Genomic DNA, 18,062 nt, shown 5'->3' with positions numbered 1-18,062 from the left:
CGGCAGACGGGCCGGGCCAGCGGTCCGATTGCCGGTTCGCAGCCGGAACTCCCTCCGAATTGGGCATGATCGGACACACACAGGATCCGAAGGGGGCGGGAGCGTGGCCAAGACCGTATACACGATGCTCCAGGCACGCACCCAGCAGGGGGCGAAGATCCGGGCTTCCCGGACCGACCCGCTGCCCCCGGAAGCGAAACCCCTGCTGTGTCGCTACTGCGAGGCCAACGTGAAGCTGGTGCCCGCCTACTTCAAGGGCGAGGACGGGCCCAACCCCACCAAGGTCGGCGCCCACTTCGCCCTCTACCCCAAGCAGCACCACGCGGCCGACTGCGGGTACAACCCCACCGAGGTGGTCAAGGCCATTGCCCGCGGCTCCCAGGGCCTTGCCCAGGCTGAGGACGGCAGCCGGCTGCGCCTGGTCGTGCCCGGCGACCTCGGCTTTTCTATGGTGAAGGCGCCGCAGCCGGCCGACGGCGAGGCTGCTGCGGGCACCCGATCGCTCACCTTCACCACCACGCGGCCCCTGATCCCGCCGGCGCTTAACTCCGCGGCGAAGATCGTGCACTTCCTGCAGCTGCACGGCTTCAACGTCGAAGCCGTCGAGATGTTCTCCGTCATCTACGGCGACACCACCAAGCCGATCCCCTGGCACCGGTTCTGCTATCACCCCGCCACCGCTGCCGACCTTCACCATGTCCTCGCGGGCGGCCGGCCCCCACGGCATCCCGTCGCCTTCTACGGCACCGTCGCACGCATCGACAGCAAGAACGGCAAGGCGTACGCCACCCTCGCAACCGGGCAACGCCCGCACAACGGCGGCCAGCGGTTCAGTGTCCGCCTGCGCACCCAGCACCCCGCCCTGCTCGACCAACTGCGCCCCGACCGGCACATCCTGGCGATCGGCACCTGGAAGCTCTGGCCGGAGGCGAACGAGGTCCGCCTCTGGCTGGAGGCCCACTGGCAACTCGCCCACTGGGAGATTGACCCAGACACTGGCGCGCCCCGAGGCATCTCCTGCCCCCGGCCACTCCCACCCGGCACCCGAACCGTTCCTCCTCCCCTGCGCCGCACCTCTGCGCCCAACCGCCGCCCTGGGACAGCCCACACGACTGCACCAGTTCGCCCGCACCTGGTTCGCCAGTCCCGACCCGCTCCGCTGCCAAACGACGGCGTCGCGACGAGCCAGCAGTTCCCCGTTGCCCCGCCCGCCTCCGCAGAGCCCGCCTCGTCCACCGGCATGGACCTCGCCGCTCGCACCCCGGCCATGGAACTGCAGGCCGGTACGCCGCTCCCCGACGCCGAGCAGGAGAACCGCGAGGCGTCGTCCATGGCCCCGCTGACCGCACCTGCAGAATCGGCCCTTGCGGAAGATTCCGGGCGCGTGCCGGTCCAGCGCCCCGCCCCGGAGCCCGACGACTACCTTCTCGCTCCACCGGCAGCCGCCGCCCCTGCGGCGCCCTGGCCGGCCAATGCCCCTCCGCCTCCGCCGCACCCGCCGACAGTCCACCTGCCCGGCTACGGCGAAGTCCCGGAACAACTGCGCCCCGGCGACCAAGGTTGATCACCGGAGCGCAGCAGCGGCTGGAGCCGTCCTGTCACAGCGCGAGGGCGTGCCGGTAGACGGTCCGCAGCCTGGCGCGGAGGGTGGCGTCGGTGATGGTCTGCAGGGCGGTCTCGTGGTCGCCGGTGACGATGCGGAGCTGGGTGCGCTGGCGGTCGAGGTAGGCGGTGAGGAAGGTGTGGGTCTCGTCGCCGGTGGTGGGCAGGACGGCGGCGACGTAGAGGGCGACCAGGGAGAACGACCAGCAGCCGTGGAGGAATCCGTAGGCGGGCCGGTGGGTCTTCTTCCAGGGGGAGTAGAAGGTCTGGGTGTTGTCGATCTCGCAGCCGGTGGCGGTGAGGGCGTCGTTGAGCCAGTTGTGGCCGGCCTCGTGGACGAGGTCGCGGGCGACCATGACGGGGTTGTCCGGGACGTAGTCGAGGAAGACGGTGCCGGGCATGCGGCTGATGGTCCAGGAGCGCAGGGGGCTGCCGAGCGGCTTGCCGGTGAGCAGGCACACGAGGGGGGCGTGGGCGTCGACGAGTTCGCCGAAGCCGTGCTCGGCGGCGAGGCTGGCCGACTCCAAGGTGAGCTTGTGCAGGTGCTCCGCGGCGGCCTGGGTGGTGGGGCCGAGCACGTAGTACGGGGTGTCGGAGATGGACGAGGTGATCAGGTTCGCCTCGTCGGGGGCGACGGTGAGTGGACCGGCCGGGGCGAGGTCGGCGGCGCCGGCGTCGGGGTGCTCGGTGTACCAGGCGAAGGTGTCGGGGTCGTTGGTGTGGGCGGCGTGTTCGGCGCCTTCGAGGACGTGGTGCGCGAGCGCGTAGGCCGCGGCGGTGGGCTCAGGGATGGGGATGTCGCGGCCGGCGCCGCGTACGAGGGCGTGGTGGATGCGCCGGGTCTTGGCCTGGTGGAGGTCGTGGATCGCGGGCATGCGGAAGACGGTGCTGAGGTCCATCGCGGTCTCCTTGGCGTGGAAGGGGTGGGGCCAGGGCCCTCGGCCCTGGCCCCGGCTGGGTCTAGCGCGTCGGATCAGGCGTGGACGGTCGGCTCGGTCGGCCAGTCGTCGGCGCCCTCCCGGGAGGAGTGCATGGTGAAGCGGACGGACCCGTCGTCGTCGCGGAGCTCCTCGACGGCGTCGAGGAAGTCCTTGGCCCAGGTGTCGTTCTTCATCGCCGGTTCCTTCTCTGCGTGGGCTTCTTGGGGTTGGGCTGGGGCCGTACGGGCTGGTCGGGGGTGCGCGCCCCCGTGGCGTGGGGGTCACGCGACCGGGAGGGGGCAGGCGCACGGGCGCTGGTCGACGGGGGTTTCGGCGTCGAGGGCGGCCAGGAGCTGGGCGGTGGCGTCGTCCAGGGCGGCGAAGTAAGCGGCGCCGGGCATCTCGGAGGTGGGCAGCAGACGCAGGTCGAGGACCGGGTGGGTGCGGCCGGTGGTCTCGCAGGTCAGGTTGTTGCGGGCGACCAGGAGGCGTACGGCGGGCGGCAGGGCGGGAGCGCATCGGGTGGCGGCCCGGCACAGGGCGGCGGCGGTGGCGGCGTACTCGGCGCCGTCGCGTGGGAGGAGGCCGACCTCGCGGGTCTGGCTTCTGCGGGTGCCGTCGTAGTGGTGGCCTTCGCAGCTGTCGTAGGTGACGAGGTGCCAGCGGCCGGTGAGGTGGTCGACGAGCGGTTTGATGCCGGGCTCGATCGCGTCGTTCCACTGCGGGTGGGCGGGGTCGAGGTCGTCGGCGCTCTGGGCGGTGGGGCCGGGCAGGCCGGTGGTGTTGATGTTGCCGAAGGCGCTGGTGACCAGCTGGGCCAGGTGGCGGGCGGCCTGGGGGTCGTCCCAGGTGGCCAGGAAGGCGTGGACGTCGCGCATCCGGTTGACGGGCGTGGGGCGCCAGCGGGCCGTACGGCACCAAGCGCCGTCCGGGTGGGCGGGGTCGGCGAGGAGGGCCGCGGTTCCGTCGATCAGGCGTATGCGGTGGTCGCAGTAGGCGTCGTGCTGGCCGGCGAGGTTCATGCGCCAGCGGGTGGCGATGCAGCCGCCGCCGCAGGTGCTGCGGTAGTCGCAGGTCACGCAGGCGGTCATGAGGCCCTTGCCCTGGCGCAGGAGGTTGGAGTCGCGCTGGGCCGTGGTGATGTCGGCCGGGCCGGTGGTGGGCGTCAGGTGTGTGAGCTGGGCCTGGGGCCAGGGGAGTTCGTCACAGCTGCCGAGCCGGCCGTCCGGGTAGAGGGTGAACACGTGGTCGCACTTCATGTCGGAGAAGTGGCAGAACGACACCCCCAGGCCTCGCAGCCGGCGGATGGTGGGCACGGCCGGGGAGAGCTTGAGGCGGCGGAACAGGCCGGTGGTGATCCAGTGCTGGGTGAGGCCGAGTACGAAGTCGGTGTACTGGTCGGGGGTGATCGCCCAGGCCGGGCCGCCGGGCCGGTCGAGGGCGGCTTGCTGCAGGGCCCGGCTGGGCGGGCGGCGGCTGCCGGTGTACGTGGTGGGCCGGGTGACGGCGGTGTCGAAGCACGGCACGACGCTGACCGAGGTGACGGCGGTGAACGCGGCCAGGTGGTCGAGGACTTCGGCGGGGCGGCCGAGGACGGCGGGGGTGACGGTGGTGATGATGCCGCAGGTCCGGCCGCGTTCGGCCAGCAGTTCCAGGGCCCTGACCACGCGCGGGTAGGTGGGGTCGCCGTCGTAGCCGACGCGCCACCGGTTGCCTTCCGGGTCGCCGTCCAGGGAGATCCCCAGCTCCAGGCCGGGGTAGTGGGCGTCGAACAGGTCGAGCCACTCGGCGTCGAGCTGGACGCCGTTGGTCTGCAGGGACAGGCGCTTGACCTGCGGCATGCCGGCGAGGGTCCGCAGCAGTTGGGCGATGTGGTCCTTCCCGGCGGTTAGCGGTTCGCCGCCGTGCAGTTCGATGGCGAGCGGACGGCCTGCGAAGAGGTTCGGGAGGAGCTGGACCTGGTCGTCGCTGATCCGCGCGCCGCCGGGGCCTTCCTTGCGCTTCTCGTAGCAGTGCAGGCAGTCGATGTCGCAGGTCTCGCCGCGGACCTTGAGGATGACCGAGACGGCGTCTTCGTCGGACGCGTCCAGCGACCGGTACAGGTGGCCGATCAGCTCGGTGGGGTGCATCGGGTGCCTCCCAGGGGAGAGGAACGGGCGCGGGCCCGGTCAGAAGCGAAGCGCCTGGTGCCACGCGGCCAGCTGGCCGGGCGTGAGGCGGATGGTGGCGTCGGCGAACTTCAGTCGCCAGCCGTCGCTGTAGCGCTGGGGCAGCCACCCGGCCTCAAGCCAGTCGTCCGGCACCTGGCCGTCCGGGGCGGCGGTCTCGGGCCACACCGTCAGCAGCGCGGCCAGCAGCCGGGCGCGGGCCTGGCGCAGGGCCTGGTGCACGGACGCCGCGGCTGGCGTCGGGGCCCCGGCGAGGACGGGGGTCCACTTGTCGCCGAGGAGCGGGTGGCCGGCGGCGACGTTCTCCGCCTGCTGAACGGCGAGGTGCAGTTGCCCGGTGACCAGGTCCACGGCGTCACTCAGTCCGGCCTGGAACAGGCCGTCGAGGTCCTCGACCAGGCTGATCGCGTGCTGGACGCGGTCGGCCAGCGCCCACCGGCGGTAGACGTCCCGCTCGGCCTGGTCGAGCACCGGCTGCTGTCCGTCGTGCATCGCGAGGGCGGTCCGCAGCACGGTCAGCGCCGGAAGGCGGCGCCTCACTGTACGAAACAGGTCGACGTCGTCGCCCAGGATGTGGAACTGCCTCAGGTAGCCGCGCAGTTCGTCAGCCTCGGAGGCGGCCTGGGCCTCCAGGTCGACGCGGACGCCGTCGACGATACGGGACTGCAGCACCGGCACCGGTCCTTCGGTGATCAGCACCCGCAGATCGACGTCGCTGCGGGCGTGGGCGATCCCGCAGGCCACGGGCCCCGTCATCCACACTGGCGAGCCGGGGTACTCCTGGGCGAGCTGCCCGGTGACCGTGCGGGCCACCGCACGCCTGTGTTCCACCCACGTGTTCACCGGGCCGCCTCCCCGCCCAGGACGGCGCTGGCGGTCTGGGTGACCCAGGCGTCCAGGAGAACGCGGACGTCTGCGCGCTGGGCTCCGATGTGCGGGGTGGCGAGCAGGTTCTGCGGGGCGGGGCCGGACTTGAACAGGTGCGCGTCGCTCGCCTCGATCGGATCGACGGCCAGGCCGGTCAGGCCGCCGTCGGCCAGGGCCTCCAGGCACGCGCCCGTGTCGATGGTGGCCAGGCGCCCAGCGACGACAAGCAGGGGCCGGCGCCCGGCCGCCGAGCGGAGGAAGTCCGTGCCGAACGCCCCGGTGTTCTCCGCGGTGGCGGGCAGCGCGACGATGTGGGCGTCTGCCCAGCCGGGTAGCTCGGCCGCGGGCAGCTGCCGCAGCCCGTCGGTGATGCTGGGCCGGGCGGCGAAGGCGACCTCCGCGCCGAATCGCTCGGTCACGGCGGCCGCGGCTCGGCCGATGGGCCCGGCGCCCCAGACGGCCACGCGCATCGACACCACCGGCGTCCCCAGGCAGGCCGTCTTGAGATGGTCGCCGTGGGCCAGGCCATTGGCGCCGAGCGGGATGCGCCGGGCCAGGGCCAGCAGCGCCGCAAGGCACCACTCGGCGACGGCCGGAGCCGACGCCTCGGGGTATCGGTGCAGGCCGATCCCCCGCGCGGCCAGGACGGCGGTGTCGATGCCGTCGAGCCCGGAGCCGGCCCGGATGACGTGCCGCAGCTTCGGCATGGCGGCCAGCCGGTCCGCGTCGAGCCGCACGCCGGAGCGGATGACGATCAGCTCCGCGCGGCGCACGGCGCCGCCGAGCTCGTCGAGGCTGGTGAACTCGTAGACGTCGTACCGGCTCAGGGAGCGGACCAGGGCGTTCGCATCGCCCGCCCCCTTGGCGACGAGGATCGTGGGCGCCCTCATCGCGTCGTCTCCGTCTGGGCGCGGTCCACGAGGACGTCACGGGTGTCCGTGAGAGCGGCGAAGATCGCGGGGGCGACCTGCGGGATCAGGGTCACCGTGGTGAGCTCGGCCAGCGGCAGCCATGCGAAGCCGACCTGGATGGGATCGCGCGGGTCGGAGAACCGGGGCGTGGTGCGGCCGTCCGTGATCTCGGCGAGGAAGTTGTGCTGGGTCTTGTGCTGCGGGCCGAGGTCCTTGCCGAACTGGCCGGGGACGTACTCCACGACGAACATCTCCCGCACAGCCCGCACCGCGAGGCCGGTCTCCTGGTGGACCTTGCGCACGACCGCTTCGCGCAGCGGCTCGCCCTCGATCGCCTTACCGCCGGGAAGGTTGTAGTGGAAGCAGCCGCCGTCCGCGCTGTCGTCGTAGGACAGGAGCAGGATCCGGTCCTGGTGGATGATCGCGGCCTTCACCGACACGCTGATGCTGGGCAGATCGCTCAAGGGTGCCTCCGTACTGGTTGTCGGAGCAGGGGTGTCACAGGCAGGCGCGGGCGTCGGGGTCGCCGACGCGCATGAGGTCCTGGACGTCGGCGAGCTGGCAGGCCTCGAAGACGCCCGTGGCACGGAAGCCGACAGCGGCTCGGTGCATCGCGGCCAGTGCGGCGCGCGTCAGCTGGTTGGCGTAGATCGCCAGGACGAACCCGGCCTCCCCGAGGAGCCGGCGGTCCAGGTGCGGGAAGGCGGTGGGGACGGTGACCAGCGGCACGCCGGACCAGCGGCGGCCCACCTCCAGCGCCTGATTGCCGGCGGTGTCCTTGGAGTGCACGAGCACGGCGTCCGCTCCGGCCGCCTCGTAGGAGGCGGCGCGGGCCAGCGCGTCGTCCATGCTGCCGCCGCAGATCAACGTTTCCGTGCGGGCGATCAGCAGCAGGCCGGGGGCGGCAGCCTTGAGTTCCTTGATCTGCCCGCACACCGCCTCCGTCTCCGCCATCGCCTGGGCGCGGTGTTCGGAGAACGAGTTGCACTTGGGGTAACGGCTGTCCTCCAGGCAGACGGCCGCCGCTCCGGCTGCCTGGAGGTCGAACCCGAATCGCGCCGCCGACGCCCCGGTGCCGGCGGCATTGTCCACGTCGACGATCACCGGCAGGTCGGTGACGCGACGGAGCGAGGTGACGACGTCGGCCAGGTCCCGGGAGCCGAGCAGGTTCTCATCCGCCAGCCCGTAGGCGGCCGACACCTCCAGGCCTGACACCCACAGCGCGTCGAACCCGGCCTCGACGGCGACCCGCGCGGCCATGGCGTTGACCGCGCCGATCGCCTGCACGGGCCGCCGGGAGGCGGCGGCGTCACGCAGGGCGGCCCGCAGGCGGCCGGCCGCGGATATCTCGGACATGGCGGCGCTCACTGGAGGCTTCCTTCCAGGTCGGGGGTCAGGCCGCGTTCCAGCAGCGCGGTCCAGGCGTTCGCGAGCACGTCGGCCCGGAGCTGGTTGGCGTCGATCGTCACGGTCGGCCCGATCTTCGGGAACGCGGCCGGGCTGGCGGTGATCGCCCGGTAGGTGACCCGCACGATCGTCTGCACGTGGTCCACGTCCCAGTCGTCGCGCACCGAGTCCCCCGCGCTGCGAGAGGCGGCTCGCTGCATCGTGGTGCTGGTGGGCGCGTCCAGGATGAGCGTCAGATCCGGCACCAGGTCGATCGCGTCGGCGAGCCCGCCGTAGGTGGCCTGCGGCGTCTGGCCATGCTTGACCTGGAAAAAGGCAAGCTCCGACAGCAGCCACCGGTCCGCGATCACCGGCCGCTGCGACAGCGCCGGCGCGATCAGGCGCTCGATGGTGGCCTGTTTGTCGGCGCGCAGGGCCTGCAAGTAGCGCCCGCGGTTGGCCTCGGTGGGCGCGTACTTGCCGTCCACCAGGTCCGCGGCCACCTCGGGGGCGAGGAAGTTCGTGGTGAGCACCGACAGCGGCGTCACCCCGTAGAGGTTGTCGAACAGCCTGAACAGCCCTTTGCGCAACGTGGTCTTGCCGCTGCCGTCCAGGCCCTCGATCACGACGAACGGAAACTGGTCCATCCCTACTCCACCTGCCCCGCTCCGGTGCCCGACTGGTACTTGGTGAACTGCCCGCGCCACGGCACCGAGGTGGTGACCAGGTCGGTGAGCCGCATTCCGCCGATCTCGCCGAGCAGCTGCGGCAGCGATGCCTCCAGCACGACGGTCTCGGCGACGGCCCGGCAGTACGCGGCCCGCAGAACCGCGCTGTCCTCGCCCCGGGTCCGAAGCGCCGCGCGAAGGACGCGCATCCCCGTGCCGAGTGCGACGGCCCGCGCGGCGGACTGGAGCATCTCCAGGGAAGCGCTTCGGCCGCTCTCGTGGTGGATGACGGCGAACACCCCCACCCACCAGGCACTGGAACGGGTCGCGCCGTGCACGGCCGCCTCAAGGCCGCCGTCCAGATCCTTGGCCAGCATCCGGGCCACCTCGTCCACCGCGAGGGTGAGCGGGCCGCTCGCGGTGCGGTCGTGGCCGAGCCGGTACGGCACCTCGATCCACGGCGTGAGGCCGGCGGCGCCGATCAGGTCGTCGTCGCACGGCACCACGAGCACCGGCTTCGACACCAGGTCGATCGGGTCCAACTCGGCGGGCAGCCCGAGCTGATCGGGCGGAAGCGTCGCAGCCCGGCGCCACTGGTCCTGGTGCAGGTGCACCCGCTGCACGTGCAGGCCGTCAGCGAGCGCCTGCCAGCTGTCCCGCACGCTCGCGGGCCTCAGCGTTTCGGGCGGGCTCATGGCGGTGGTGGTTCCTTCCACGCGGTACTCCTTGATGGGTGAGCCGAAGCGATGAATCGTAGTCACGCAGTAACGGACAGCGATGGCTTGTGTCGTGGCCGACTTCGGCCGGTTGACGGGATGACGTGCGGTCAGGGGATCGGGAGGTCGGCGTGCACGCTCTTGCCCCGGGGCTCGAGGGTGGTCCCCCACCGGCCGCTGGTCAGTTCGTGGACCAGGGCGAGCCCGCGGTGGCACTCCTCGTCGTCGCCGGCCTCCAGCAGCACCGGCAGCTCCAGGGAGCCGTCCCGCACGCAGACTCGGACGAATCCCGGGGCGGGGCGTCGGACGGCCACCTGCATGAACGTCAGGCAGCCGGTCTTGCAGGCATTGGAGACCAGCTCCGTGACGATCAGCTCGGCCGGGTCGACCAGCTCGGTCAGGCCCCATTCCGTGAGCTTGCCCCGGACGAGCAGGCGGGCGGCCCGTGCCGACTCTGGGCGGTAGTGCAGGGATGCCGTGGCCGGGCGGGGCCGGGGAGCCGGCCCGGTGGGAGCGAGTTCGGTGGTCGTCACGCCGGCCCCCGGTACTTCCTGAGCCACCGTCCATCTTCCAGCCGCCGCAGGACCGTGGCGCGGCGCAAGGCGCGTTCGAAGCCTTCGACGAAGACCTCGGTGCCGTCCGGCTGTCGACACCACGCGCCCCGAGGGGCGCCGGCGGGATACACCCGCTTCAGGAGCTCGTCCAGGTCCGCACGTGCCAGCCGGCCTGGCAGGGCCCGCCGCGATGTCGACCGACACCCGGCGGCGAAGCTGGTCATCAGCAGATCGACGCACGAAGACCTCCGCAGTCCGATGGTGGAGGTGGCGGTCGTCGGCGTCTCGCGGGCCTCGACTGACCGTCTCTGATGCCCCGTCAACCAGGGCGTGCCACCACGGTGGCGCGTCTACGCTGAATCTGCAACGGCATCGGCGCTGAATCCCCCGACGAAGGAGAAGTGGCACATGCCATCGCAAACGCATGGCCTGGCACGGCGTGCATGTGACGTGCAACACTGCGCGGATCGGTACGGACGGTAGACGCATGCACTCCGGAGGTGAGCACGTGGCAGCACGGCCGAGGCCGACAGCACGGCGGATCGAACTCGGGCACGAGCTTCGGGAGCTGCGTCAGCAGGCCGGCATCACGCTCGAGGACGCCGTCAAGGGGCTGTCGTTCAGCGAGACGAAACTCCAGCGCGTCGAGACCGGCTTCCAGGACCTCCGCAACGCCGGGGACCTGCGCAAGCTCCTCACCCGGTACGGCGTTGACGACGAGGACGAAACCGAACGCCTGGTGGAGCTCCAGCGGACCGCCTCGCGCCAGGACTGGTGGACGCCGTACACGGTGGCGACGATGTCGCCCTCGATGCCGCGCTTCCTCGGCGTCGAGTCCGCGGCTCAGGCCATACGCGCCTACCACCCCACGTGCGTACTCGGACTGCTGCAGACCGAGCGGTACGCAAAGGCGCAACACGAGATCGCCAAGCCGATCGAGGAATCCACGACGGAGTTCATCCAGAAGAGCGTGGCCCTGCGGATGAAGCGCAAGGACCGGGTGGTGACCTCCGACGATCCTGTCAAGCTGTGGGCGATCCTGTACGAGCCGGCGCTACGGTACGTGGCCGGGGACGTGGACATCATGCGCGAGCAGTACGAGGAGATCACCCGGATTGCGAAGCTCGACCACGTGACCGTGCAGATCCTGCCCCAGTCAGTTCGCGGCTACCTGTCGCTCTCCGATTTCACGCTCCTGGACCTCGGCGACAAGCTGCCCATGACGGTCCAGCTCGACACAGGGGCCGGTATGTCCCTCACAGACAAGTCCCGCGAAGTCGGCCGGTTCACTCGGATGTTCGAGGCGCTGTCCCGCTCGGCCCTCCCCTCCGAGGCGACACCGGAGTTCCTGCAACAACTCACCCGAGAGATCACCTCATGACCCACCACATCACTGCTCCCGAACTCGCCGGCGTGGCCGACTGGTTCAAGTCGTCCTACAGCGGTGGATCCGGCAACAACTGCGTCGAGGTCGCCGACCTGACTGCCACCCGCTTCGAAGCGGTGGCCATCCGCGACTCGAAGGACCCCGCCGGGCCGGCCCTGCTCGTCACACCGGAGGCCTTCGCCGGTCTCGTAGCGTTCGCCCGGAACTTCGGCGTCTGATCAGCGAAGGGCCGTTTCCCCCCGTTCGAAGCAGGGGGAGGCGGCCCTTCGCTGTGCGGGTTCCATGCCCAGCGGGCGACATGATCACGCTGTCCGGGTGAGTCCTGGGCTACGGTCAGTTCCCGTAGGGCCACAGTCGCTCGAACAGGGCCGACACCGCCTCGCCGGGGCGCCAGTAGAGAGACCGCTCCTCGAAGCCCGTCATGGCTCCGACCCTGGTGGAGCCGGGCCCCTGGACGGCGCCGAAACCCATGATCTGTGACAGCGACTTCCCGGCCTCGCGTGGCACGGCGGGCGATCTTTACGGCGTAAAGACCACCCGCTCCCTCACCGAGGTCGGCGCCGTGGAAAGCCTGGTGCCGGGGCCCGGTCGCCGCTTTAGCGGTGGGCGGAAATGTGATGACACGCCCGCGGTGTTCTTCGCGCCACTGCGCCCCAGATAGCCTGCCTTCCGTGTATTGGGCATTCAACGGTCAGAGGGGCCGGGCATGAGCAGAGTGATCGCGGTCTACAGCGAGAAGGGCGGCGTCGGCAAAAGCGCCCTGGCGGCCGGCCTGACAGCCGCTGCCCGCAAGCGACGTCTGGACGTCGTAGCCGGAGATCTCGACCCTCGCGGCACGTTCACCGCCGAACTCGGCATCTCCGAAGACCAGGCCCCGGCCTTCACCATGAACGACCTGCTCGCCCTCGACCCCCAGGGCGAGACCGGGCTGGCCGCCGAAGCCTTCGCCCCGGCGTCCGACGCGTGGCCAGGAGTCCAGGTGATCGCAGCGGAACGGGCCCTTGCCAACCGAGAGACCGACAATGTCGCGGTCGGGCTGGAGTTCCGCCTGCGGCTTGCTCTGAAAGGCGCCATAAAGCCTGGTTCGGTCGGCATCCTTGATTTGCCGCCGCGCGCTGGCGGCAAGCTGGTCACGTCGGCCCTCGTCGCAGCGACCGACGTGATCATCCCGGCGACCCTCGACGAGGACGGGCGCATCGGCGCCAAGGAGGCCCTCGCGACCATCAAGCTGGTCAAGGACCTCGGCATGAACCCGGACCTGCGGGTGGTGGGCATCGTCCCCTCCATCGTCCCCGGCGGGCGCAGCACCCTGAAGGACGCCATAGGGGGCTACCTGGCGGAGACCTACGGGGAGTTGTACCTCGACGATCTTGCGATTCCCCGGCACTCGCTGCGCCAGCAGACGCGGTTTGCCTGCGTGCCGATCACCGCGGCCACCGGCAAGGAGGCCCAGGCGCTCACGGATGCCTACGACCGAATCCTCACTGCGGCAGGAGTGTCCCTGTAATGGCCAACAAGCTGATCCAGGCCGGGACCAGCCGGCTGAAGAAGTCGCCGGACTCCGCGGTCGATCCGGCGGTGCCCGCCGAGCTGCAGCAGGCCGCAGCACAGAAGGCTGCCACTTCCGCGCTGCCGGCGATTGTGGATACTCAGGGCGCGCCGAGCGTCTTCGCGGGCGGCCGGGTGCTCACCGCCGAGGACATCACGGGCACCCCCGAGGAGCAGCTCGCCTATGTCACCGAGCGGCTGATCGAGATCGACGGCCTCGGGCGGCGGGCCGAGGACTTCGTGGTGCTCAACAAGGGCGTCCTGTTGGAGACCGCGCAGCAGCGAGAGCTGCATGTGGTCGCCGGCCATACGAATTTCGCCGTGTGGGCGTCCGGGGTCCTGGACGTGGACGAGAAATACATCTTCGAGCTGATGCAGGACGCGGCTCGGGCACGGGCTGTCGCAGAGCTGGGGCCCGAACTCACCCAGTACCTGAGCCGCGCCTCAGCCCGCAAGGCAGTGGCGGCGGTCATCGCCTCCCATGACCTGAAGACCGCCCGCACGGTCGTCGAGCTCGGCGTGACCGAAGCGACCGAGCAAGGCAAGAAGCGCCCCACCGCAGCCAGGCTGGTCGAGCTCGCCGCCGAGCTAACGACGCCGGCCATCCCCGAGCAAAAGGCGGGGTCAGAAATTTCTGACCCCGTCCCCAGCGAGCAGAGGTCAGAAATTTCTGACCTCGGAGCCGAGGAGCAGCCGGGTGTGGCGCAGCTGCGCGACTTGAGTCGCTCGGCAGCCGTGCTGCGGGACCGGGTGGCCTCACTGCTTGCCCCTCGCGCGTTGAAGTCCGCGGTGGAGGCCGACCCCGCCGCAGCCCATCGACACCTGGAAGACCTGGACATCGAGCTACAGCGTCTCGGTAAGCGCTTGGCGGCTGCCAAGAAGACGGCTGCGGCGGCAGTGGCGGCTGCTCCAGTGGACGCGGAGATCGTCGGCTGACTCCAGCGGCGGGCGTCAATCCATCGGGAAACGCAGAAGGTCGGCCTGTCTGCGTGGCACCGATGCCACGCAGACAGGCCGACCTTCTGCGTGGCGTCCGGCTGCTCGCGGCGTCCTTGGTGGACGGGCCTGGCGTCCGGCTCCTCGCACCGACAATGGTTGACGACTGCCCCTCGAAAGTGAGACGCCGAGGAACGACCTTTGCAGCGTTAATCCAGTGATCACCGACATCCGCCCCGACGCGCAGCAGGGCGCAAGCGGCGGCGAAGCGGGCAGTGCGGGCGGTGTGTATGAGGGGTGCCTCTGGTTGGGGTGCCGGCCGGGTGGCCGCGCCGCGCACCGTGGCGTCCCGCCGTCCTGGCCTGGGTGGCTCGGTCAGCGGGGCGTCATGGTGGGCAGCGTCAGCGCCTAGGCGGCGATAGGTCAGGAAGTCGCGGGTCCTGATCGAGCTGGTGCTCCGGCAGGGCGGCGGTGGGGTGGACGGCGCGCATGGTGGCGGAGTGGCCGGTTATCGGTACGCCCACGGCTGGCTGGTGTCGATGAGGTCGGTATCGAGGACGACGACCAGGCCGTGGTGGTCGCTCGCATCGGCCGGGGTGTCGAGCAGGGCGTACGAGACGATGGCCGGGGCGAGCGGGGCGGAGACCCAGAGCTGGTCGATCCGGTCGTCGGCGCCGGTGCGGTGCAGCAGGGCTTCGTTACCGGTCTGTTGGTACAGGTGCCAGGCCGCGTCGTTGAGACCGTTGGCGGCAAGTTTCCAGGCGACGCGCCGGTCCGGGACCGGGCCGCTCTGCCGACCGAGTGCCGGGTCGGTGAGCAGGGTGCGGGTGCCGCGGTTGTAGGGGCGCATGCGGTCCCAGGCCGGGTCGGGTCCGGCGGCGGGCGGGTAGTTGATGTCGCCGCCGAGGATGCAGTAGGGGCCGTGCCGGTAGGCGCGGCTGGCGGCGAAGTCCGCCTCGGTGACGGCCTTGTCCGCGCTGTACGGGGTGAGGTGGATGCTGGCTACGGCGAGCGGGGCGGGCAGGCCGATGTCGAAGCCGGCGACGCCGAAGCCGTGGTGCATCTCGTCGGCCGTGTAGTCGGTGTTCCAGGCGATGCGTCGGCCGAGGGTCTCGCGCCTGTAGAGCAACGCGGTGCCGCGGCCGGAGCGGGACGGGGCGATGAGGCCGTCCATGCCGAGGTCGCGCTCGGCACGGACGAGCTGGCGGTGGCCGGCGGTCTCCCAGCCTTCGGCTTCCTGCAGCAGCACCAGGTCCGGTTCGACGGCGGCGAGCCGCTTGGCCAGGAGAGGCCATCGGTCCTCGTGGCCGCCGTCTGCGTCGAGCAGGCCGCCGCGTTGCAGGTTCTGGATGGCGATGGTCAGGATCACGGTCTTCCCTCTCGTTGTTGCGGTGATGGGCTGGGCGGGCGGCGGGTGCGGATCGTCGGTGCCAGGACGTCAGCGAAGGGAGCGCGCCAGCGGCCTGGGCCGAGAGCGGTCACCGATCGCTGTTCTTCAGGACGCGGGGCAGATGGACGTGGAGGTGTTCGACCTCGACCTGGTGGCCGCGGTCGCGGAGTTCGCGGGCGAGGATTTCGGTAAGACCAGATGCCCTGTGCCGGCCCCCGGCACATCCGATGGCGATGCGCCGGGGGCCGGCCGGAAGGCCCGCGTAGTCGGCGAGGTTGTCGATCAGCTCACGGGCCCCGGGGGTGTTGAGGACGATTCGCTGGACGCGGGGGTCGAGACCGTCGAGGTCGAGAATGTCGCGGGCGGCGGCCGGGTCACGGAGTCGGTCGCGGACGTCCTCGACGCGGTCGGCGGTCGGCGGCGGACCGCCCTTGAGGTGCAGGTAGCCGAACGAGATCAGGCGTATCGGGTGCATGGGCGGGTTCTCCTCGTTCGTGAATGGGGGCGGGGCTACGGGTGGTGGGATGATGACGGCGGCGGGCCGCCCCCATCTGCACTGGGGACGGCCCGCCGTCTGTGTGTTGGGCGCCGTGTGGGCGCCAGGATGCCTCTGGCCTGCTACCGGGCCCTGCGGACTCGCGAGCCGGTGACCGTGCCGCCCGGCTCGGCGTCGCGGGCGGCGGCTTCCACGGTGTCCAGCAGGTGCGCGCCAGAGGCCTTGGCCGGGCCGAGACCGGACCCCCTGTAGGTGACAGACTCCCCGGACGCGGTGGTGACGTCCACCTCGGCCTGGTAGACCGCAGTCGAGTCAGACGAGCCGGACGAGTTGGAGCTGCGGCGGAAGAAACCCATGGTGATGACTCCTCAGTCAAAGAGCGTGCTGGATGGCTGATCGGACTTGCAGGGAGTACGGGAGCGCGTTCTGCGCTTCCTCGTGCCTCCATGCTCCCTTGCGAATTGAGGTGGTGTAAGGGGATTTGTGATGTTTCCTGTTGCCTCTTGTCGCCAGCGGTCCGCTCAGCGGGCGGGGCTTGCGGCGCCCTGGTGGCGGTGGAGCAGGGTGTGCTGGCCGGGGTCGAGGCGCCAGAGGCCGAGGCGGCCGGTGGCGGGGATGGGGTCGGGGAGGGCCTGGACGTCGTCCAGCTGCCAGTGCCACAGGCCGGGAAGGCCCCAGGGGCGGCAGCATCCGGTGTCGCGGTGGCAGTCGGTGACGTTGGCGGTGGCGACGAGGGCGCCGGTCGTCAGCGCAGGGGCACCGGGGCGGGCGAGGACGGCCCGGACGAGCGGGTCGGCCTGGCCGTCGCGGGCGAGGGCGCGGGCGGCGTGCAGGACGACCGGGCCTCGGTGGCGGGTCGGCCAGCTTCGGTTCTCGACCGTCTTGTCGCCGGCGAGGATTGCGGCCAGCCACGGCTGGCGGATCGTCAGCGCCGGCAGACTCGCGGCAGACTGCGGAGCCTGGCTGGGCCGTTCGCCGATCCGGCGCATGGCCTCGGGGAGGGCGGCGGCCCAGTCGCCGGTGAAGGCGAGGGCGCGGTCGTCGATGTAGAGGGCCGCGCCCAGCTTCTTGTTGGTGACGAGCAGCTTGTCGCCGTGCCAGTAGGCGCGGTCGGGGTCCTCGTCGACGACCGCGGGGATGCCGTGGCGGACGAACCAGGCGGCCACGGCGGGGTGGTAACGACGGTGGCGGGCTGTGACGCAAAAAACGGAGCGGCACGCCATCAGCCGCCGGACGGCTTCGAGGGCGCCGGGGATCGGGTCGCCGTAGATGCGCCCGTCCTGCCAGCCGTCGCGGTGCGCGACGACGGTGAGGTCGAAGTCCACGCCCACGGCGTGCGAGGCGGGGGAGTCGGAGGTGCGGGGGATGACGGTCAACGGGGTCTCCTTGGTGTAGGGGCGGATGGTGGTCGGGATGCGGCGGTCGTCCGAGTCGCGGCGGTGGAGCGGTGCGGGCGGTTGGGTGACAGCGCTGGCCCCGGCCGGGATGGCCGGGGCCAGCGGGGGTCAGACCGTCGCCGGGGTCGGGGTGTCGCGCTTGGCGTCGCGGGCGGCGAGGTAGGAGTCGACCCACGCCTGCGGCTGGTGGCCGAGGGTCTCGGCGTCGTCGAAAGCGAGCTCCGGGAAGTCACCGGCCTCGAGTTCGCCGTTGATGTCGGCGAGCGCGAGTTCGGTGGTGCGCGGGTCGATCACCCGCAGGACCTGGAGCAGGCGGTGCGCCGTCCAGGCGTGCGCTCCGGCGCGGGCGTGGGCGGCGATCGCGGCGCGGTCCTCGCCGCCGACGACGTCGTACAGGTCCTGGGCGGAGATGAGGACCTGCTTGAGGAGGTCCTCGGTCATGGCCGGGGCCGCGTCGCCGTCGGCCGGCAGCGGCAGGTCGACGTCCGTACCGGTCGCGCCGCCGATCGAGGTGGCCCAGTCGGCGGCGAGCCCGGCCCGGGTCGGCGCCTCCTGGAGGATCGGGCGTACGGGCATCTGCAGGCCGATGAAGTCGGGCCCGGCCAGGATGTACGGCGCCTCGGGCGAGGCCTGGGTGATCTGCAGGTGGCGGCCGGCCTGCGCCCAGCGGGCCAGGTACTGGGTGTCCAGCATGGAGACGTCGACCGGCTCGCAGGGGTGGTCGAGGTGCTTGGCGAGCAGGGCCCGCCAGGGGGCGTGGACGCCGTCCATGGTCGGCACGGCGATGCGCCCGGCGGTGCTGGTCGCGGTCAGCTGGCCGGCCTGGAGGTCCAGGTCGACGGTGTCGCTGTGGGTGGGGTGGGCTTCGGCCCAGGCGTGCAGGTAGGCGATGTGCACGGCGCCGACGGTGGTGTTCCACTCGTCCTCGCAGTCGTGCAGCCGGCGGCGGGCGACGGCGAGGGTGTGGCGGTCGGTGGCGACGGTGTGCAGGTGGGCGCCGTCGTTGGCGAAGTGGACGCCGGCCAGGGTCGGCGTGCTGCTGGTCGGGTGGGCCATGTGCGGCATGACCTGGGTGAGGGCCTCGGCGAGCTGGTGGGCGGCGATGGTGGTGGCCAT

Annotated in this window: 22 protein-coding genes; 5 read left to right on the top strand and 17 right to left on the bottom strand. The window is 71.4% G+C overall.

Going from position 1 to position 18,062, the window contains the following annotated elements; all coding sequences use genetic code 11:
* The first annotated feature begins 103 nt into the window (after window positions 1-103).
* Entirely contained in the window at window positions 104-1,564 is a 1,461-nt protein-coding gene (locus F7Q99_RS38475) for a hypothetical protein (protein ID WP_153471725.1), read from the top strand.
* Between the two features lie 34 nt (window positions 1,565-1,598).
* Here the strand turns inward: F7Q99_RS38475 and F7Q99_RS38470 are convergent, their stop codons facing one another.
* The 11 genes from F7Q99_RS38470 to F7Q99_RS38420 form a co-directional block, all read right to left on the bottom strand.
* Window positions 1,599-2,501, bottom strand: a complete 903-nt coding sequence (locus F7Q99_RS38470) for an aKG-HExxH-type peptide beta-hydroxylase (protein ID WP_153471722.1) — start codon at window positions 2,499-2,501, stop codon at window positions 1,599-1,601.
* Between the two features lie 74 nt (window positions 2,502-2,575).
* On the bottom strand, window positions 2,576-2,716 hold the full coding sequence (locus F7Q99_RS38465; RefSeq protein WP_153471719.1) for a hypothetical protein: 141 nt from the start codon (window positions 2,714-2,716) through the stop codon (window positions 2,576-2,578).
* 87 nt (window positions 2,717-2,803) lie between these two features.
* The gene (locus F7Q99_RS38460; protein ID WP_153471716.1) at window positions 2,804-4,651 is read right to left on the bottom strand and encodes a radical SAM/SPASM domain-containing protein; all 1,848 of its coding nucleotides are present in this window, start codon (window positions 4,649-4,651) and stop codon (window positions 2,804-2,806) included.
* Between the two features lie 39 nt (window positions 4,652-4,690).
* Window positions 4,691-5,533: a hypothetical protein gene (locus F7Q99_RS38455; protein WP_153471713.1), complete on the bottom strand. Its 843-nt coding sequence runs from the start codon at window positions 5,531-5,533 to the stop codon at window positions 4,691-4,693.
* The gene (locus F7Q99_RS38450) at window positions 5,530-6,447 is read right to left on the bottom strand and encodes an NAD(P)-dependent oxidoreductase (RefSeq protein WP_153471710.1); all 918 of its coding nucleotides are present in this window, start codon (window positions 6,445-6,447) and stop codon (window positions 5,530-5,532) included. Before F7Q99_RS38450 ends, F7Q99_RS38455 begins: the two co-directional genes overlap by 4 nt.
* Window positions 6,444-6,932, bottom strand: a complete 489-nt coding sequence (locus tag F7Q99_RS38445) for an NUDIX domain-containing protein (RefSeq protein WP_153471707.1) — start codon at window positions 6,930-6,932, stop codon at window positions 6,444-6,446. The genes F7Q99_RS38450 and F7Q99_RS38445 overlap by 4 nt, the downstream gene beginning before the upstream one ends.
* A gap of 34 nt (window positions 6,933-6,966) precedes the next feature.
* Window positions 6,967-7,824: an isocitrate lyase/phosphoenolpyruvate mutase family protein gene (locus F7Q99_RS38440; protein ID WP_153471704.1), complete on the bottom strand. Its 858-nt coding sequence runs from the start codon at window positions 7,822-7,824 to the stop codon at window positions 6,967-6,969.
* A gap of 8 nt (window positions 7,825-7,832) precedes the next feature.
* Window positions 7,833-8,501 (bottom strand): dTMP kinase, encoded by a 669-nt coding sequence (locus F7Q99_RS38435; protein WP_153471701.1) that lies wholly within the window; start codon window positions 8,499-8,501, stop codon window positions 7,833-7,835.
* A 2-nt stretch (window positions 8,502-8,503) separates the two neighbouring features.
* Window positions 8,504-9,238: a hypothetical protein gene (locus tag F7Q99_RS42295; RefSeq protein ID WP_230211334.1), complete on the bottom strand. Its 735-nt coding sequence runs from the start codon at window positions 9,236-9,238 to the stop codon at window positions 8,504-8,506.
* 110 nt (window positions 9,239-9,348) lie between these two features.
* Window positions 9,349-9,771 carry an ATP-binding protein gene (locus F7Q99_RS38425; protein ID WP_153471698.1) on the bottom strand — a complete coding sequence of 141 codons (423 nt, stop codon included), beginning with the start codon at window positions 9,769-9,771 and terminating at the stop codon, window positions 9,349-9,351.
* Window positions 9,768-10,016, bottom strand: a complete 249-nt coding sequence (locus F7Q99_RS38420) for a hypothetical protein (RefSeq protein ID WP_153471695.1) — start codon at window positions 10,014-10,016, stop codon at window positions 9,768-9,770. Before F7Q99_RS38420 ends, F7Q99_RS38425 begins: the two co-directional genes overlap by 4 nt.
* A gap of 284 nt (window positions 10,017-10,300) precedes the next feature.
* Between F7Q99_RS38420 and F7Q99_RS38415 the strand changes: the two genes are divergently transcribed.
* A complete protein-coding gene (locus F7Q99_RS38415) occupies window positions 10,301-11,173 on the top strand; it encodes a helix-turn-helix domain-containing protein (RefSeq protein ID WP_326847572.1) in 873 nt (290 codons plus the stop codon).
* Complete coding sequence (locus F7Q99_RS38410; RefSeq protein WP_153471689.1) at window positions 11,170-11,397, top strand: DUF397 domain-containing protein; 228 nt, start codon at window positions 11,170-11,172, stop codon at window positions 11,395-11,397. The genes F7Q99_RS38415 and F7Q99_RS38410 overlap by 4 nt, the downstream gene beginning before the upstream one ends.
* Before the next feature lie 115 nt (window positions 11,398-11,512).
* Here F7Q99_RS38410 and F7Q99_RS38405 read toward each other — a convergent pair whose 3' ends face one another.
* Window positions 11,513-11,686: a hypothetical protein gene (locus tag F7Q99_RS38405; protein WP_153471686.1), complete on the bottom strand. Its 174-nt coding sequence runs from the start codon at window positions 11,684-11,686 to the stop codon at window positions 11,513-11,515.
* 199 nt (window positions 11,687-11,885) lie between these two features.
* Here F7Q99_RS38405 and F7Q99_RS38400 point away from each other — a divergent pair, with 199 nt between their 5' ends.
* Both F7Q99_RS38400 and F7Q99_RS38395 read left to right on the top strand, forming a co-directional pair.
* Window positions 11,886-12,686 carry a ParA family protein gene (locus F7Q99_RS38400; protein ID WP_153471684.1) on the top strand — a complete coding sequence of 267 codons (801 nt, stop codon included), beginning with the start codon at window positions 11,886-11,888 and terminating at the stop codon, window positions 12,684-12,686.
* Window positions 12,686-13,663: a hypothetical protein gene (locus F7Q99_RS38395; RefSeq protein ID WP_153471681.1), complete on the top strand. Its 978-nt coding sequence runs from the start codon at window positions 12,686-12,688 to the stop codon at window positions 13,661-13,663. The genes F7Q99_RS38400 and F7Q99_RS38395 overlap by 1 nt, the downstream gene beginning before the upstream one ends.
* A 508-nt stretch (window positions 13,664-14,171) precedes the next feature.
* Here the strand turns inward: F7Q99_RS38395 and F7Q99_RS38390 are convergent.
* The 5 genes from F7Q99_RS38390 to F7Q99_RS38370 form a co-directional block, all read right to left on the bottom strand.
* A complete protein-coding gene (locus F7Q99_RS38390; RefSeq protein WP_153471678.1) occupies window positions 14,172-15,032 on the bottom strand; it encodes an endonuclease/exonuclease/phosphatase family protein in 861 nt (286 codons plus the stop codon).
* 109 nt (window positions 15,033-15,141) lie between these two features.
* Entirely contained in the window at window positions 15,142-15,528 is a 387-nt protein-coding gene (locus F7Q99_RS38385) for a RapZ C-terminal domain-containing protein (RefSeq protein ID WP_153471675.1), read from the bottom strand.
* Window positions 15,529-15,671: 143 nt separating this feature from the next.
* Window positions 15,672-15,905, bottom strand: a complete 234-nt coding sequence (locus F7Q99_RS38380; RefSeq protein ID WP_153471672.1) for a hypothetical protein — start codon at window positions 15,903-15,905, stop codon at window positions 15,672-15,674.
* A 165-nt stretch (window positions 15,906-16,070) separates the two neighbouring features.
* Window positions 16,071-16,925, bottom strand: a complete 855-nt coding sequence (locus F7Q99_RS38375; protein ID WP_153471669.1) for an ASCH domain-containing protein — start codon at window positions 16,923-16,925, stop codon at window positions 16,071-16,073.
* A gap of 129 nt (window positions 16,926-17,054) precedes the next feature.
* A complete protein-coding gene (locus tag F7Q99_RS38370; protein ID WP_195911426.1) occupies window positions 17,055-18,062 on the bottom strand; it encodes a beta clamp domain-containing protein in 1,008 nt (335 codons plus the stop codon).

The organism is Streptomyces kaniharaensis (assembly GCF_009569385.1).
Classification (GTDB): Bacteria; Actinomycetota; Actinomycetes; order Streptomycetales; family Streptomycetaceae; genus Kitasatospora; species Kitasatospora kaniharaensis.
The sequence above is the reverse complement of the archived record's forward strand: the minus strand, read 5'-3'. Positions and strand labels throughout refer to the sequence as shown.

Coding starts and splice junctions, on each gene's coding strand:
- F7Q99_RS38435 (WP_153471701.1), bottom strand. CDS start 8,501: ATGGACCAGTTTCCGTTCGTCGTGATCGAGGGCCTGGACGGCAGCGGC.
- F7Q99_RS38380 (WP_153471672.1), bottom strand. CDS start 15,905: ATGGGTTTCTTCCGCCGCAGCTCCAACTCGTCCGGCTCGTCTGACTCG.
- F7Q99_RS38460 (WP_153471716.1), bottom strand. CDS start 4,651: ATGCACCCCACCGAGCTGATCGGCCACCTGTACCGGTCGCTGGACGCG.
- F7Q99_RS38370 (WP_195911426.1), bottom strand. CDS start 18,062: ATGGCCACCACCATCGCCGCCCACCAGCTCGCCGAGGCCCTCACCCAG.
- F7Q99_RS38470 (WP_153471722.1), bottom strand. CDS start 2,501: ATGGACCTCAGCACCGTCTTCCGCATGCCCGCGATCCACGACCTCCAC.
- F7Q99_RS38400 (WP_153471684.1), top strand. CDS start 11,886: ATGAGCAGAGTGATCGCGGTCTACAGCGAGAAGGGCGGCGTCGGCAAA.
- F7Q99_RS38450 (WP_153471710.1), bottom strand. CDS start 6,447: ATGAGGGCGCCCACGATCCTCGTCGCCAAGGGGGCGGGCGATGCGAAC.
- F7Q99_RS38420 (WP_153471695.1), bottom strand. CDS start 10,016: ATGACCAGCTTCGCCGCCGGGTGTCGGTCGACATCGCGGCGGGCCCTG.
- F7Q99_RS38385 (WP_153471675.1), bottom strand. CDS start 15,528: ATGCACCCGATACGCCTGATCTCGTTCGGCTACCTGCACCTCAAGGGC.
- F7Q99_RS38395 (WP_153471681.1), top strand. CDS start 12,686: ATGGCCAACAAGCTGATCCAGGCCGGGACCAGCCGGCTGAAGAAGTCG.
- F7Q99_RS38440 (WP_153471704.1), bottom strand. CDS start 7,824: ATGTCCGAGATATCCGCGGCCGGCCGCCTGCGGGCCGCCCTGCGTGAC.
- F7Q99_RS38410 (WP_153471689.1), top strand. CDS start 11,170: ATGACCCACCACATCACTGCTCCCGAACTCGCCGGCGTGGCCGACTGG.
- F7Q99_RS38465 (WP_153471719.1), bottom strand. CDS start 2,716: ATGAAGAACGACACCTGGGCCAAGGACTTCCTCGACGCCGTCGAGGAG.